Raw genomic sequence first — 15,113 nt, forward strand, 5'->3', positions numbered from 1 at the left:
TCTTTTTTCAACAAAGTTCGTTAAATATGTGAATTGTTTTTTAGCATCTTTAAGTGAAAAGCATCAAAACGGAAAAAAAGTCAAAGCCAAGATGATCGCCTGACTTTGACTTTTTCCTTAACAAATCACTTTATTATTTCTTTTCGTCGTCGTTCATTTCTTCATATTCAGCATCTACCACGTTGTCATCAGCTTTCTTTTCGCCTTGCTCCTGTCCCTGAGCGGCCTGCTGTGCTTGTGCAGCTTGTTCATAGAGTTTAACGGACAGCTGTTGAACAACTTCGCTCAACGCATCTTTCTTGGTTCTGATCGCTTCGATATCTTCGCCTTCAAGAGCTGTTTTAAGCTCTTCTTTAGCTTCGTTAGCTTTAGTCACTTCCGCTTCGTCAACCTTGCCTTCAAGATCCTTTAGCGTCTTGTCTGTCGCGAATATTAACTGATCAGCTTCATTGCGAAGATCGATCTCTTCACGTCTCTTCTTATCAGCTTCTGCATTCTCTTCTGCGTCCCGCACCATTTTTTCGATCTCATCCTCTGAAAGACCTGAAGATGATTTGATCGTGATGGATTGTTCTTTGTTTGTTCCAAGGTCCTTCGCACGCACGTTTACAATACCGTTCGCATCAATATCGAAGGATACTTCGATTTGAGGAACACCGCGCGGAGCCGGAGGAATGTCTGACAATTGGAAACGGCCAAGTGTTTTATTATGTGCAGCCATTTCGCGCTCACCCTGCAAGACATGGATGTCAACAGAAGGCTGGTTGTCAGCAGCAGTGGAGAACACTTGGGATTTAGTTGTCGGAATGGCAGTGTTGCGGTCAATCAGCTTCGTGAACACACCACCAAGTGTTTCAATACCAAGAGACAAAGGAGTTACGTCAACAAGAACAACGTCTTTAACGTCACCAGTGATAACTCCACCCTGGATTGCTGCACCAAGTGCTACTACTTCATCAGGGTTAACGCCTTTAAACGGATCTTTGCCTGTGAACTTCTTGATCGCTTCCTGAACAGCAGGAATACGAGTAGAACCCCCAACAAGGATAACTTTGTCAATATCGTTTGGTGAGAAACCAGCGTCATTCAATGCCTGGCGTGTTGGCCCCATTGTACGCTCTACAAGGTCAGAAGAAAGCTCTTCAAACTTCGCGCGTGTCATGGAAATTTCCAAGTGCTTTGGACCAGTTGCATCAGCGGTGATGAACGGCAGTGAAATTTGAGTTTGAGTTACACCGGAAAGTTCTTTTTTCGCTTTTTCAGCGGCATCTTTCAAACGCTGAAGAGCCATTTTATCTTGAGAAAGGTCGATTCCGTTTTCTTTTCTGAACTCGGATACAAGATAATCGATGATTACCTGGTCAAAATCGTCCCCGCCAAGCTTGTTGTCACCTGATGTTGCGAGCACATCAAAGTTTCCGTCACCAATTTCAAGGATGGATACGTCAAAAGTACCGCCCCCAAGGTCAAATACAAGGATTTTTTGATCGTTTTCTTCTTCAAGTCCATAAGCAAGTGCTGCAGCAGTTGGCTCGTTAATGATACGTTCTACTTGCAGTCCGGCAATTTGGCCGGCATCTTTAGTCGCCTGGCGCTGTGCATCGTTGAAATAAGCAGGAACGGTAATTACCGCACGTTCTACTTTTTCTCCAAGATAGCTTTCAGCATCACTTTTCAATTTTTGAAGAATGATTGCAGAGATTTCCTGTGGCGTATACGCTTTTCCTTCTGCTTCTACTTTATGGTCAGAACCCATATGGCGTTTGATGGAAATGATTGTATTCGGGTTGGTAACTGCCTGGCGTTTTGCCACTTCTCCAACCGAACGCTCTCCATCTTTAAAGGCTACAACTGAAGGAGTTGTACGGTTGCCTTCCGGATTCGGAATAACAGTTGCTTCTCCGCCTTCCATAACTGCAACACAAGAGTTCGTTGTACCTAAGTCAATTCCAATAATTTTGCTCATGTAACATACCCTCCACTTTTATGTAATATTAAGACACCTTAATATTACTGATTTACTTTTACCATTGCCGGTCGAATGACTCGATCCTTTAATTTGTAACCCTTCTGCAAGGTTTCAACGACTACGTTGGACTCATATTCTTCATCCTGGACCTGCATGACAGCCTGGTGAAGATTTGGGTCAAACACTGCGCCCTCGGAATCAATAACTTCCAATCCCTCACTTTTCAATGCCTCAAGAAGCTGGCGGTACACCATTTCCACTCCTTGCAGAACAGAAGAAGCTTGAGGATCTTCCACCTTAACATCCATGGCTCTTTCAAAGTTATCAAGAGCAGGCAACAGCTGTGTAATCAGACTTTGAGATTTATATTTTAACTGAGCTGCCTGATCTTCCCTTGTACGGCGCTTGAAGTTTTCAAAATCAGCCTGTACGCGAAGCAATCGGTTTTCAGTATCAGTGAGGCTTGCTTCCAATTCTGATATTCTGCTGTCTTCAACCGCAGCTTCACTTGATTCAGCAGCTTGGTCTTCATTTTCCAGTGCATTTGAATCTTCATGTTCTCTTTCAGCAGCTTCCTCTTGCACAGTATCATTCATTCCTTCCAAATCAGCAGTATCTTTATGTTTGTTTTCCATGTTGTCACCTCCCTAGCCTAATCGGGTATCCATTACCTTTTAATATCTCGTGTTAAACAAATTCGTAAATTCTCTACTGATGGTATCGAGCAATCCGATTACCCGTTTGTATTCCATCCGGGTTGGCCCAATCAATGAAATGGTGCCAATGTGCTTTCCATGAAAGGAATAGGAAGCCTTAATCAGACTGCAGTTCCGGACCGCTTCCACCTGGTTTTCCTGTCCGATCGTTACGGTTATCCCTTCATTATTCGCTGATAACAGCTGTTCGATGACCGTCTTTTCCTCCAGTGCATCCAGCAGAATACGGACTTTTTCCACATCCCTGAATTCAGGCTGATACAGCATCTTTGTTTTCCCGCCAAAAAATATTTTATCTTTGTTGCTCCACTTGAAGATATCGTCGATAAACAAAGACGCCTGCTGGTGGTTATTAAGATGCTTTCTGAACACAAGATGGAGCTCTTCCCGTATTTTTTGGTGGAGCTCCGCGAGCGGCACCCCTGTTAATTTTTCATTCAAAATATTGACGAGTGTTTCAATTTCTTCAGGTGCTATGCCACTCGGCAAGGTGACCGGCCGGTTCTCCACATGGCCCGTGCTCGTTACGAAAATCGCAACGGCCTGCTGGCCTCCCAACGGAATCAACTGAATGTGCTTCAATGTCGTTTCCAGTGCCTCTGGTCCGAGTATAATGGAAGTGTAGTTGGTTAGTTCGGATAAGATTTTAGCTGACTGCTCAAAAATCCGTTCCGTTTCTGCCAGTTTTTCATTGAATAATGCCTGTATGTTGAAAATGTCAGGTGTTGAAAGAATCGTCGGGCTCAACAGATGGTCCACATAGAAACGGTACCCTTTTTCAGAAGGCACCCGTCCGGAAGAGGTGTGCGTTTTTTCAAGAAAACCCATATCCTCCAGATCAGCCAATTCATTTCGAATGGTGGCAGAACTGAAATGAACGTCTTCCCTTTTGGAAATCGTCCGGGATCCAACAGGTTCAACGTGCTGGATGTAATCATCGATCAGCACTTGAAGTATAAAAAGCTGCCTTTCAGATAACATCCTTTTCACCTCCGTGGCTGTTAGCACTCCAAAAGAGTGAGTGCTAAATCTAATATTAAATTACCAAATGCCACTAAAGATTGTCAACGATTAAACTACTCCGATAAATTCCTGAAACACTTCGTTGCCCAAAAACGTTCCATTCCGGGTTAATGCAAGCTTGTCCCCCGATACTTTGACCAGGCCACGCTCCAGCAGTTTATCAATTTGACTGCCGAACACATCAAACATCGACCGGCCGTATCGTTTAATAAACCGCTGATCAGAAATTCCATTCATTTTCCTGAGTCCCATAAAAAGTTCTTCTTCCATCTTTTCAGACGCTGACAGCACATCTTCATGTATATAAGGAAAACCTGTCTCTTCAATAAGCGACATGTACTTCTTCAGCGGTCCGGCGTTGGCCTTGCGCGTCCCGTTCACATAGCTGTGAGCCCCTGCACCAATGCCATAGTATTCGTTATTATCCCAGTATTGCAGATTATGCATGCTTTCATAACCAGGTTTCGCAAAGTTCGAGATCTCGTATTGAACATAGCCATGCTTATCCATCTCTTCCATGAGCACCTCATACATCCGGGCCTCTTCCTCCTGTTCAGGCAGCAGAAGTTCTCCCTTAACGGCACGGTTGTAAAATACCGTTTTCCGCTCAAGCTGCAGGGAATAGGCGGAAAAATGAGGGACATCAAGAGAAAATGCAATATCCAACGTTTCTTTCAGCATATCGACTGTCTGGCGCGGAAGGCTGAACATGATATCGAGTGACAAGTTATCAAGCCCCAGCCTTTTGGCGTCTGTAACCGTTCGTACGACATCCTGCTGATTATGAGTTCGTCCGAGCTCTTTCAATAACTTTTCCTGAAACGCCTGTACCCCAATGCTCAACCGGTTGACACCGGCATCTCTCATAATTTCAAGTTTTCTTAGATCCGTCTGTTCCGGGTTTGACTCCACTGTAAATTCCAACCGGTCAGGCGACGAAAAATGCCTGTTAACCATCGCCAAAAACCGTTCAAATTGCTCAGCGTTAAGAGCTGTTGGTGTTCCTCCCCCGACAAAAAGTGTCTTCATGCTGGAGAACGGTGACAGTTCCAGCGTATTTTCCATTTCTTTTTCCATAGAGTCCAGGTATTCGTTGACAGGCTGGCCTTTCAGGAACACTTTATTAAAATCACAGTAATGACAGATATTCACACAGAATGGAATATGAAAATAAGCCGATTCCGGCATACAATCACTGCTTTCGTTTCTAAAATTTGTGAAGACCGCAAAAAATCTGCGGTCTTCTCATCGTGCCTATATTATTCAGATGGATCAGTCATTGTCCATGCGCAGGACAGCCATAAATGCTTCCTGAGGGACTTCAACCCGTCCAATCGTTTTCATCCGCTTCTTACCTTCTTTTTGTTTTTCAAGAAGTTTTCGTTTACGGGAAATGTCCCCGCCGTAACATTTCGCAAGTACATTTTTGCGCAAGGCTTTGATGGTCGACCTGGCAATAACCTTTTGTCCGATCGAAGCTTGAATCGGAACTTCGAACTGCTGGCGCGGGATAAGCTCTTTTAATTTTTCTACGACGACTTTGCCGCGTTCATACGCAAAATCCTTGTGGACGATGACCGAAAGCGCGTCGATTTTTTCCCCGTTAAGCAAAATATCCATTTTGACCAGTTTAGAAGGCTTGTAGCCGATCAATTCATAATCGAGTGAAGCATAGCCCTTAGTGCTGGACTTCAACTGGTCAAAGAAATCATAAACAATTTCAGAAAGCGGAATTTCGTAAAGCACATTGACCCGATTGTTTTCAAGATAGTCCATGGTCTGGAATACCCCGCGTTTTTTCTGGCAAATTTCCATGATGGTTCCAACATAATCATTTGGTGTCATAATCGTCGCTTTGACATATGGCTCCTCCACCGTCTGAAGCAGCTGGGCTTCCGGCATGTTGGCCGGGTTATCCACGATCATTTGCTCACCATCAGTCGTTGTCACGTTGTAAATAACACTTGGAGCAGTCGCGATCAGATCAATGTTAAATTCGCGCTCGATTCGCTCCTGAATAATCTCCATGTGAAGGAGGCCAAGGAAACCGCAGCGATAGCCAAAGCCAAGTGCCTGGGAAGTCTCAGGTTCATATTGAAGCGCTGAATCATTCAGCACAAGTCGTTCCAATGCTTCGCGCAAATCATTATATTTGGCATTGTCCACAGGGTACAGGCCGCAATAAACCATTGGATTCATCTTCCGGTAGCCCGGTAGAGGCTCCGCTGCAGGATTGACCGCGCTTGTGATGGTGTCACCCACCTGTGTATCACCTACATTTTTAATGGCAGCCGTCAAATAGCCAACATCGCCTACCGTCAAAAAGTCTTTGTTCACCGCTTTAGGGGTAAACACTCCAAGCTCTACCACCTCAAATTCCTTTTTGGTGGCCATCATCCGGATCATATCACCGACTTTTACCGTTCCTTCCGTTACTCGGATATATGTCACAACCCCGCGGTATGGATCGTAAAGCGAGTCAAAAATAAGAGCTTGCAGCGGGCCGTCTGGATCACCTGCTGGTGCAGGAACCTTCTCAACAACCTGTTCAAGAATCTCTTCAATACCAATTCCCGCCTTTGCAGAAGCGAGGACGGCTTCAGAAGCATCAAGACCGATAACTTCTTCTACCTCATTTCTTACCCGCTCTGGTTCTGCACTGGGCAAATCAATTTTATTGATGACCGGAAGAATTTCCAGGTCGTTTTCAAGCGCCAAATAAACGTTGGCAAGTGTTTGTGCTTCAATGCCTTGAGCCGCATCCACAATGAGAAGAGCTCCTTCACAGGCAGCCAGGCTCCTGGATACTTCATAGGTAAAGTCAACATGTCCCGGGGTATCGATCAAATGAAAGATGTAGGTCTCCCCGTCTTTTGCTTTGTAATTCAATTGCACAGCGTTCAGCTTTATCGTAATTCCACGCTCACGTTCTAAGTCCATGGAATCAAGAAGCTGTTCTTTCATCTCCCTTTGGGTCAGGGCGCTGGTTTTCTCTAAAATCCGGTCTGCCAGCGTAGATTTTCCATGGTCAATATGAGCAATGATGGAAAAATTTCGAATCCTCGATTGCCGCTCCAGTTTTTGTTCTCGGTTCATTCATTTCACTCCTACAATTTTGCGCAAAGTACACTAGTTTAGATTATAGCAATACAAGCACTGTTGTTCAATGCTTAACCCATTCAATTGCGAAAGCGCTTATAAAGAAAAAAAACAGTTATTTTCCGCCCGAAAAATAACTGTCAGCTCAACGAACCAAAAATTTGCGTGAGAATGGCTGAAATCAGACTCAATATTCCCTGGAAAAGGTACGAAACCAGACCCGAAACTTTCCCTCCCAGAGATGAAAAAAAGTTAAAGGCTTTGGTTTCTTCCAGCTGCTTTTGCTTCGTTTTCAAATCCTGAACACCTACCGGGGTGCCAAGCACTTCAGCCTCTTTAACCCCTTTTCCCGATTCAATTGCTATGGGTTCACCATTTTCCTTGTTGCCTTTTAATGCACCCATTCCATTGGAAGCCTGCTGCATTCCAAGAAGAACACCGAAAAAAAGGACGGCAGTGATTAAAAGACACTTCATCATAAATTTCGTCACAGGACCCACTCCGTTCACCATCATTTTAATACATTCGTATGAGGCAGCTTGTCCTTTTATGTGTTAATGCGTATAAGAGGAGCTGTTTGATTGATCCACTTGCTTGTGAAGCGAGGTATTCAAACCTATGGCGATTACGTTCGCCATATCCTCCACAAACGTATCCACTTCCTTTGGTGTGACCATTAAATTATGGCCGAGCGGTGACAGCACTTCCCTTATCAATGCCCTCTTTTCATCTTCCTCCAGTGTCCCCACCATTCCCAGAAATGACTGTCTCTGCTCTTGAGCCGGAAGATCATCCTCATTCAGCACCTTTTTCTCGCCAAATGTCATCCACGAAGGAGCAAGTGATTTCGAAGGCTTATCCTTTTCTTTTATTTCTCGTCCAAAATGCTTTAAAATGTAATCAATGGTGTCACTGGCAATGGTGACCGCATCAACAACCGTCGGAACACCAATTGCAATCACTGGAATACCAAGAGTCTCCTTGCTGAGTTCTTTTCGTTTGTTGCCTACCCCTGAGCCTGGATGGATGCCGCTGTCAGATACCTGTATCGTGGTATTGACTCGTTCTAGTGAACGTGAGGCAAGGGCGTCGATGGCAATGACGAAATCAGGATCGACTTTTTTGATGATACCTTCAATGATATCGCTTGTTTCTATGCCGGTAATGCCCATTACTCCTGGAGAAATTGCACATACGGGCCGAAACCCCTCCTCTACGTTTTCAGGAGAAATATCAAATAAATGTTTAGTGATCAGAAGATTTTCCAATACGTTAGGGCCCAGTGAATCTGGCGTCACGTTCCAGTTGCCAAGCCCCACGACCAAAGCCGTGTCTGTCTCCTGTATTCCAAGCTCATTCATAAAATTTTTAAAATCCCGGGCGAATACTTCCTGAACCCGCTCCTGGAGAGCAGAGTCTTTTTCTCGAATGCCCTGCATTTCAAACGTTAAATACGTACCCGGCTTTTTACCTGTAGCCTCCGCACCGCGTTGGTCGATTTCCACCCGGGTCAATTTTATTCCGTCATGATCCTGTTCTTTAATGATAATTCCTTCAATCGTGCTTTCTTTCTCTTTCATCTTTTCATTATTGACCAGCATTTCATGAGCTTCAATCGCTAAATCGGTCCGGACATTATACTTGTTCAAATCAAGGTCTTTGCTGTTCATTTGGGCACCGTCCTGTCATGGGATATATTGTCTCTATTTTTGCCCGCAACAACCCTTTTCATTCTTGTATTGCAATTGAAGAATGAAACTGATAGAATACTTTGTGTCCTATTTTTTTGCAACCCAAGTTGCAATGTTAGGGAGGTGAATGGATTGGCTAATATTAAATCTGCTATTAAACGTGTAAAAACGAACGATAAGAACCGTGCTCACAATGCTTCTTTAAAGTCTGCTATGCGTACAGCTGTGAAAAATTTCGAAACGAAGGTCGCTAACAACGATGCTGAAGGTGCGAAAGAAGCTTTCGTAGTTGCTACAAAAAAAGTTGATAAAGCGGCAACTAAAGGACTTATCCATAAAAACGCAGCATCACGTCAAAAGTCTCGTCTTGCTAAAGCGTTGAACGGAATTAACGCGTAATACGGAAACGACATGAAACGGCCTTTTGGGTCGTTTTTATTTTGGAGCAGAACTTAAAAAACGAGGAAGACCGCTTATCCGGGTCTTCCTCGTTTTTATTGTGCCATTTTTAACATGATCAGCTCTAAAATCAGCTGCTTGTCCATCTTTCCGGTTTTCATTTCGTAGTCCGCCTCTGCCATCCGGTCAAGAAGGGAAAACAGTTCTTGTTCCTCAAACAACCTTGCTTGCCTGGAAGCAAGTTTAACCGCATAGGGATGCAGCTTAAGCGCGCCGGCAATCTGCTTTTCACCGTAACCTTTTGCAAACAGCTCTTTCACACCAATGATAATCCTGAACTGACGGGCCATTAATGAAAGTATTTTAATCGGTTCCTCATTTTGTTTCATTAAATCATAAAAGGTTCTGAGCGCCACATCAATTTTCTTGTTCACAATATCATCGATTAGCGAAAAGATATTATCCTCAAGTGTACGCGGAACCAGCTGATCAATGGTTTCAATGGAAATAGTGTTCCCTTCCCCTACAAACATTGCAAGCTTATCCATTTCCTGAACAAGAGCCATCAGTTCATTCCCCACTCTTGCGCTCAAATATTGGGCGGCATCTGCATCAATAAAAACGTCCTGTTGCATGGCACGGTCCTTGATCCATTCAATCGCTGAATCACCGCTGAGCGGGGAGGCAGCAAGAACCTCGCCGTTTTTCTTTAATGTTTTGACGATCTTTTTCCTTTCATCCAGCTTCTCAGCAGGCACCACAAAAACAAGTACCGTAAAATCAGCAGGATCCTGTATGTAGCGTTCAACGGTGGATAAATCGTGTTCCACCTTGCTTTTATCTTTTGCTCCTGTTAGAAAAAGAGCATTTTTAATGACAACCACACGCCGGTCTCCCATGAACGGAAGCGTCTCAGCATCCTCCATTATCGCTTGTACCGGCGTTTCCTGATAGTCGTAGACTGAATAATTGAAGTCCTTGTCTTCATCGTTCAGTGTATACTTAACAATAGATGAAATGGCTTGCTCTATAATATAGGATTCTATCCCGTACAAAATATAATAGGGAGAAAATTGATTCTGCTTTAATTTTTTTTGTAATGCTGTAATTGACAAACCCTTCACCTCAAACTTTCTCTATTCTTATCGTATGACGGATTGCGGTTTTTTTCAATAGTGGACTCTATTGTTAGAAGTGCAAAAAGAAGAAGCAGCATGACGCCGCTTCTTCATTTATATTAAACGCCGGTCACCAGGAACCCGGGACTCCCGGCAGCCAGCGAGTAAACCCTGAGATTTCTTCTGTAATGTTATGATATCCTATGCAATAGAGCCATATTGGTGACAACAGTTAGCAAAACAGGAAAAGAATACAGGATTTGCTGGGCAATTCTGAATCCTTTATGGATTTTTTTTTGGGGATAGCTTATACTTATATCGAAATAGGAGGGTTGCGGAAATGAATCAGTTCGAAAAAGACGTTCAAAGCAAACGGAATGATTTAATCGATTCAGGCATGGGCTTTGTTTGGTCCTTTGGTTTTTTCACGTTAATCTTTGCACTGGGAGTTATCATCAAATTGATTGCAACTTAATACATAAAAAGAGGCCCCAGGAGAGGCTTCTTTTTATTTGGAGGCGTTTACACTGCTACGGACTTTCCAGCTCCCTTCTGATACCATAATTTCCACATCGCCCTGCTGATCTGTACGGAGTATACGAACCCCCCGTTCAATAAACCGGCTCACCACTTCTGGATGAGGATGCCCATACCGGTTGTTCTTTCCCGCTGAAAAAATGGCATAGGATGGCTTCACTTGATCGATAAATGGTGCCGATGAAGACGTTTTACTGCCATGATGGCCGGCTTTAAGGAAGATGGCCCCGAGCGGCTGTCCTTCGCTCAGAATACGCTGTTCTCCCGGTTCCTCCAGATCTCCTGTAAACAAAAAGGAAACAGAACTCATTTGAGCCCAGATGACGATGGAGCGTGCATTGCTTTCCGTTTCATCTCCATAGGGAGACAGCACTTGAAACTCCCCACCCCCAGCCGACCAATTTCTCCCCCGCTGCTTAACCGTTATTGGCAGATGTCTTTTTGCCGCCTCATGCAATACCCGTTTTTCCAGCGGCTCATTTATCATTCCCTTTGGAAATAACACCTCTTTAACCTTAATGCCTGACAAAAGGGTTTGCGCCCCGCCAATATGATCCATATCACCATGTGTAAGAATGAGCTTGTCAATTTTCCTTATTCCTCTCGATTTTAAAGCCGTAAGTACCACCTCCTTCGTAACGTTATATTCCTTTCTTCGTTTCTTCCACGCTTCGGTTTGAAACTGAATGGTGCCTCCCGTATCGATCAAATAAACCTGCTTTCGTAAAGGAAGCTCTATTAATGTACTGTCCCCTTGGCCGACGTTTAAATAGGTCACCCTTCCTTTGTTATCAAATAAATGAATGTTCCAATGGAAGATTCCCACAGACAGCAAACACAGGACCGGAGGAAGCAGTGCCCTGGTTAAACCGCCTTTTTCGAAACAGATAAGGAAATAGATAATTCCTGCATAGTATAGAGGGAGCAGCAACAACGGCGGTTTACCAAATGTAACGGCAAAAGCTTCATGATCCAAACCAAAAAGCACTTGATTTGTAAATTGCAGGACAAGCACTGCCGGATAGAAAAGAAGTTTCGCCAAAGGAACCGAAAAAAACGAAAAGAAAACGCCAAGGCTGGCACTGGGAAGAGCAATTATGGACAATAACGGGATGAAGAGGAGATTTAATGGCAGGGACCAAAGGGAGACTTCATAAAAGCTGTTGATGATCAGCGGGAAGGATATCATTTGGCAAATCAGGCTGGATATGAAGATTTGACTCCAATAGGAAGAGTAGCGGCTGAAAATAAAGCGGGAAGAAACCATGAGGGCAAACACATTCAAAAAGGAAAGCTGGAAACCCAACTGAAAGGCATAATAGGGGTTAATTAGAAGCATGACCAGACAAACACAGGAAATGATGGATAGAGGATGCATTTTCGTCCTATACCGCTGCAGCAGCACAAGACACGTCCCCATCATGCCCGCTCGAACGATGGAAGCCCCGCCACCCGTCAAAAAAATATAGAAAGGGAGAACAGCAGCAATACATACAGCAGCCTGTTCACGGGTTACGCCCGCCCTTAGAAGCAGAACAAAAAGCATGCCGCAAAGGATGGCGACGTTCAACCCCGATACAGCAAGCAAATGGGAAAGGCCCAGGCGCTGGTAAGCCTCTTCGATTTTGTCCGGAATATGGTCACGATAGCCGAAGACCAATGCATTCAATAAACCGGAGATATCTACTGGATAACTATGTTCAATAAATTGGACTCCTTTCGACCGTATAAATGAGAGACGGTTAAACAGCGAAGCAGACGGCTGCGTGCACTCGTTTGGCATCAAAGCCTTCCCGGTGACCAGCCAATGGATCCCCTGCTTCCTTAAATACTCCGAATAATTCATTCCGGCAAAATTCTCCTGGCCCGGGGGGTGGTCCAATTTCCCTTGAATACGGCAGGTCATCCCCGCTTTTAGCCGGTGGCGGAGTGATTCCTGTTGCTCCTGTGAAGAAATTTTTTGCCGGATGATGACCGTCTCCCCAGCCATCTGGAGCCTGAAGCTCAGCAAGTCGCCATTAATATCAGGAACACTCTCAACTTTTCCGATGAACATTTCTTCTTGCCCACTCAAGAGTGTCACGTTTCGTCCATCAGCCACTTGATAATAAACATAAAAAAACACAAACGTAAGCAGGCAAAGGGAGACTGTCATTCCATTGGCACGCGGAAAAAAATAAAAAAGGGCGATTATGAGAATCGCCCAGGTGTACTGTCCATTCGATGAATAGATTGCTCCTATCGCACATAGTGCATATAGATAGCCAGCCTTCATCATTATTTCAAATTCAGTGCAGCAGGATAAAGCTGCTCAACCTTCTGCCTGAGCCTGTCCATTTTATCCTGACCGCCCGCAGTTCCTTCTTCCAAGGCCTGCAACAATTCAAAGGTTAACTCCATTTGATCCGAATAATGCGTATTCATCTTGTTCTCATTAAACGGAACCTGCTTTACGACAAGGCCAGCTTCCTTGAATTGTTCAATGGCATATGGATGGTTTTTGTAATCCTGTGCATAATACAGGGTTTTAATGCCGCTTTGGATAATGGTCCGGCAACAATGCAGACAAGGAAAATGGGTCACATACATTTCTGCTCCTTCAACCGGAACACCAAATTTTGCACATTGCAGGATGGCATTCATCTCTGCATGGATAGTGCGTACGCAATGTCCGTCAATAACGTAGCATCCTTCATCAATACAGTGGACACCTCCGGAGATTGAACCATTGTAGCCCCCAGCTATTATTCTTTTATCCCGCACAATGGTCGCACCCACGGCGAGCCTTGTGCATGTGCTTCTGTAGGCAAGCAAATGGCTTTGCGCCATAAAATATTCATCCCAGGAAATACGCTCCATTACTTTCTCTCCCCCAATCAATTCTTGTCTTTAGTGTAGGCATTCTCCAAGTGGATAGTCAATGAAAAATCCTATTCCACCGTGACTTGCCCCCTCATATTCTCCAGTGATTTTTCTCCAATGCCAGGCACATCCAGCAGATCCTCGACTGTTTTAAATCCGCCATTCTCTTCACGGAATGTGATTATTGCTTTCGCTTTTGAAGGTCCGATGCCCGTTATGGTCTGCAGTTCCTGATCATTCGCTGTATTGATATTCACTGCAGACTGTCCGCTGCCGCCATCCTGTCCTGCTCCATTTCCCATGTTTTGAGCCACAGCCGGTACCGGTGCTTCTTCCCCTTTTTCAAGAATATACAGCAGCATCTCGTCCTTGACCTTGCCTGAAAGGTTTACACTCCGCTGTTCAGCATTTTTTGTAAATCCTCCGGCTTTTTCTACAGCATCAATCACACGGTCTCCTTCCTTCATTTCATAGACGCCCGGCCGGACCACAGCTCCTTTTATATCGAGCATGATTTTCGCAGGCTGTAAATTCTTTTGATTTTGGCCTGCTTTCAGACGGTCCTGGGCAGCATTCGGGTCTGCTGCTCTTAATTCCAGCGGCAGTTCCTCTGTAGCTGTTTTCTTCTGGGGAGCTTGCTGTTGATACCAATACAGCACAATTATACCCACTGCAAGAGCAGCAGGAAGAATATAACGCAGCTTGCGAATCCAGACATCATAGTTTTTCAGCATTACGTGTCTCCTTTCGTATTTTCATAAAACAGGCGGCATATGCATATGTATCAAGGTAGGATGGATCAGGGAGAGGAGGAGTAAACAGTGAAGCTAGGGTTTATTGGAACGGGAAACATGGGAAGCATTCTGGTGTCTTCCTTTATTGAATCAGCTGCTGTACAGCCATCACGAATAATGGTGACCAACCGGACACTGTCCAAAGCCGAAGCACTGCAGGCTGTCCATCCCAAACTTCGGGTGGCAGCAGCCGCAGAAGATGTGATTCGTTTTGCCGATATTCTTTTCATTTGTGTGAAACCGCATCAATTTTTTGACCTGCTTTGTGAAAATAAAAAGCACATCTCCAAACATCAACTTGTTGTTTCCATTACAAGCCCGATTTCATGTGAACAAATAGAAAATTTACTTGACTGCAACGTGGCCCGGGCGATCCCAAGTATTACGAACCGGGCACTGTCCGGAACATCCCTTATCACGTTTGGCTCCAGATGCCACACTGAATATCAGGAAAAATTATTATCGCTCATGTCTTCCATATCAAAGCCGGTGATCATCGGTGAAAATGTCACGCGCATTTCATCCGACATCGCCAGCTGCGGTCCGGCCTTCATCGGATTTCTGGTGCAATGCTTTGTTGACAGCGCTGTAAAAAAAACGGACCTTACCAAAAATGAGGCTACTCTTCTTGCAAGTGAAATGATTATCGGGATGGGCAAATTGTTGGAAAATGAGGTTTTTTCTCTTCCATCGCTGATTGAAAAAGTGTGTGTAAAAGGCGGCATAACTGGAGAAGGAATCAAAATATTGAACGAAGATGCAGGAGAAGTATTTGACCGGGTGATTGCGCGGACACATGAAAAATATTATGAGGAATGCGAAAAGATCAGTGAGAAGTTCGTGGTTAAAGAAGAACTAAAATAAGATTTCTCTCATTATTCCCGAAATCCTTCCTTAAAAAGAAA

The 15,113-nt window shown here is 44.4% G+C and carries 14 protein-coding genes; 3 read left to right on the top strand and 11 right to left on the bottom strand.

Annotated elements, in window-relative coordinates; translation table 11 throughout:
• Positions 1-133: 133 nt before the first annotated feature.
• The 7 genes from dnaK to gpr all read right to left on the bottom strand — a co-directional run bounded on the left by dnaK (position 134) and on the right by gpr (position 8,477).
• On the bottom strand, positions 134-1,966 hold the full coding sequence (gene dnaK, locus QYB97_RS13260) for a molecular chaperone DnaK (RefSeq protein ID WP_301166479.1): 1,833 nt from the start codon (positions 1,964-1,966) through the stop codon (positions 134-136).
• Positions 1,967-2,010: 44 nt separating this feature from the next.
• A complete protein-coding gene (grpE, locus tag QYB97_RS13265; protein WP_356948183.1) occupies positions 2,011-2,574 on the bottom strand; it encodes a nucleotide exchange factor GrpE in 564 nt (187 codons plus the stop codon).
• Positions 2,575-2,643: 69 nt separating this feature from the next.
• Positions 2,644-3,666 carry a heat-inducible transcriptional repressor HrcA gene (hrcA, locus tag QYB97_RS13270; RefSeq protein WP_301166481.1) on the bottom strand — a complete coding sequence of 341 codons (1,023 nt, stop codon included), beginning with the start codon at positions 3,664-3,666 and terminating at the stop codon, positions 2,644-2,646.
• A 90-nt stretch (positions 3,667-3,756) separates the two neighbouring features.
• On the bottom strand, positions 3,757-4,896 hold the full coding sequence (gene hemW / locus QYB97_RS13275) for a radical SAM family heme chaperone HemW (RefSeq protein WP_301166482.1): 1,140 nt from the start codon (positions 4,894-4,896) through the stop codon (positions 3,757-3,759).
• An 84-nt stretch (positions 4,897-4,980) separates the two neighbouring features.
• Complete coding sequence (gene lepA / locus QYB97_RS13280) at positions 4,981-6,804, bottom strand: translation elongation factor 4 (RefSeq protein WP_301166483.1); 1,824 nt, start codon at positions 6,802-6,804, stop codon at positions 4,981-4,983.
• A 143-nt stretch (positions 6,805-6,947) separates the two neighbouring features.
• On the bottom strand, positions 6,948-7,298 hold the full coding sequence (locus QYB97_RS13285) for a DUF3679 domain-containing protein (protein ID WP_301166484.1): 351 nt from the start codon (positions 7,296-7,298) through the stop codon (positions 6,948-6,950).
• A 63-nt stretch (positions 7,299-7,361) separates the two neighbouring features.
• Positions 7,362-8,477, bottom strand: a complete 1,116-nt coding sequence (gene gpr, locus QYB97_RS13290) for a GPR endopeptidase (protein WP_301166485.1) — start codon at positions 8,475-8,477, stop codon at positions 7,362-7,364.
• A gap of 153 nt (positions 8,478-8,630) precedes the next feature.
• Here gpr and rpsT point away from each other — a divergent pair, with 153 nt between their 5' ends.
• Positions 8,631-8,897 (top strand): 30S ribosomal protein S20, encoded by a 267-nt coding sequence (gene rpsT, locus QYB97_RS13295; RefSeq protein ID WP_301166486.1) that lies wholly within the window; start codon positions 8,631-8,633, stop codon positions 8,895-8,897.
• 95 nt (positions 8,898-8,992) lie between these two features.
• Here rpsT and holA read toward each other — a convergent pair whose 3' ends face one another.
• A complete protein-coding gene (gene holA, locus QYB97_RS13300; RefSeq protein ID WP_301166487.1) occupies positions 8,993-10,012 on the bottom strand; it encodes a DNA polymerase III subunit delta in 1,020 nt (339 codons plus the stop codon).
• 343 nt (positions 10,013-10,355) lie between these two features.
• Between holA and QYB97_RS13305 the strand changes: the two genes are divergently transcribed.
• The gene (locus QYB97_RS13305) at positions 10,356-10,490 is read left to right on the top strand and encodes a YqzM family protein (protein WP_289486104.1); all 135 of its coding nucleotides are present in this window, start codon (positions 10,356-10,358) and stop codon (positions 10,488-10,490) included.
• Between the two features lie 33 nt (positions 10,491-10,523).
• On the opposite strand, the gene QYB97_RS13310 is transcribed toward QYB97_RS13305, so the two are convergent.
• The 3 genes from QYB97_RS13310 to QYB97_RS13320 form a co-directional block, all read right to left on the bottom strand.
• On the bottom strand, positions 10,524-12,830 hold the full coding sequence (locus QYB97_RS13310; protein WP_301166488.1) for a DNA internalization-related competence protein ComEC/Rec2: 2,307 nt from the start codon (positions 12,828-12,830) through the stop codon (positions 10,524-10,526).
• Positions 12,830-13,411: a ComE operon protein 2 gene (locus tag QYB97_RS13315; protein ID WP_301166489.1), complete on the bottom strand. Its 582-nt coding sequence runs from the start codon at positions 13,409-13,411 to the stop codon at positions 12,830-12,832. Before QYB97_RS13315 ends, QYB97_RS13310 begins: the two co-directional genes overlap by 1 nt.
• A 71-nt stretch (positions 13,412-13,482) precedes the next feature.
• Positions 13,483-14,148, bottom strand: coding sequence for a helix-hairpin-helix domain-containing protein (locus tag QYB97_RS13320; protein ID WP_301166490.1), 666 nt, complete (start codon positions 14,146-14,148; stop codon positions 13,483-13,485).
• Positions 14,149-14,235: 87 nt separating this feature from the next.
• On the opposite strand from QYB97_RS13320, the gene comER reads away from it, so the two are divergent.
• Complete coding sequence (comER, locus tag QYB97_RS13325) at positions 14,236-15,072, top strand: late competence protein ComER (protein ID WP_301166491.1); 837 nt, start codon at positions 14,236-14,238, stop codon at positions 15,070-15,072.
• The last annotated feature ends 41 nt before the right edge of the window (positions 15,073-15,113 follow it).

Source organism: Fictibacillus fluitans, assembly GCF_030418125.1.
Classification (GTDB): domain Bacteria; phylum Bacillota; class Bacilli; order Bacillales; family Fictibacillaceae; genus Fictibacillus_C; species Fictibacillus_C fluitans.

Bases quoted from the DNA above. Each gene is read 5' to 3' on its own strand.
- dnaK (WP_301166479.1), bottom strand. From the start codon at position 1,966: ATGAGCAAAATTATTGGAATTGACTTAGGTACAACGAACTCTTGTGTT.
- hrcA (WP_301166481.1), bottom strand. From the start codon at position 3,666: ATGTTATCTGAAAGGCAGCTTTTTATACTTCAAGTGCTGATCGATGAT.
- hemW (WP_301166482.1), bottom strand. From the start codon at position 4,896: ATGCCGGAATCGGCTTATTTTCATATTCCATTCTGTGTGAATATCTGT.
- lepA (WP_301166483.1), bottom strand. From the start codon at position 6,804: ATGAACCGAGAACAAAAACTGGAGCGGCAATCGAGGATTCGAAATTTT.
- gpr (WP_301166485.1), bottom strand. From the start codon at position 8,477: ATGAACAGCAAAGACCTTGATTTGAACAAGTATAATGTCCGGACCGAT.
- QYB97_RS13305 (WP_289486104.1), top strand. From the start codon at position 10,356: ATGAATCAGTTCGAAAAAGACGTTCAAAGCAAACGGAATGATTTAATC.
- QYB97_RS13310 (WP_301166488.1), bottom strand. From the start codon at position 12,830: ATGATGAAGGCTGGCTATCTATATGCACTATGTGCGATAGGAGCAATC.
- QYB97_RS13315 (WP_301166489.1), bottom strand. From the start codon at position 13,411: ATGGAGCGTATTTCCTGGGATGAATATTTTATGGCGCAAAGCCATTTG.
- QYB97_RS13320 (WP_301166490.1), bottom strand. From the start codon at position 14,148: ATGCTGAAAAACTATGATGTCTGGATTCGCAAGCTGCGTTATATTCTT.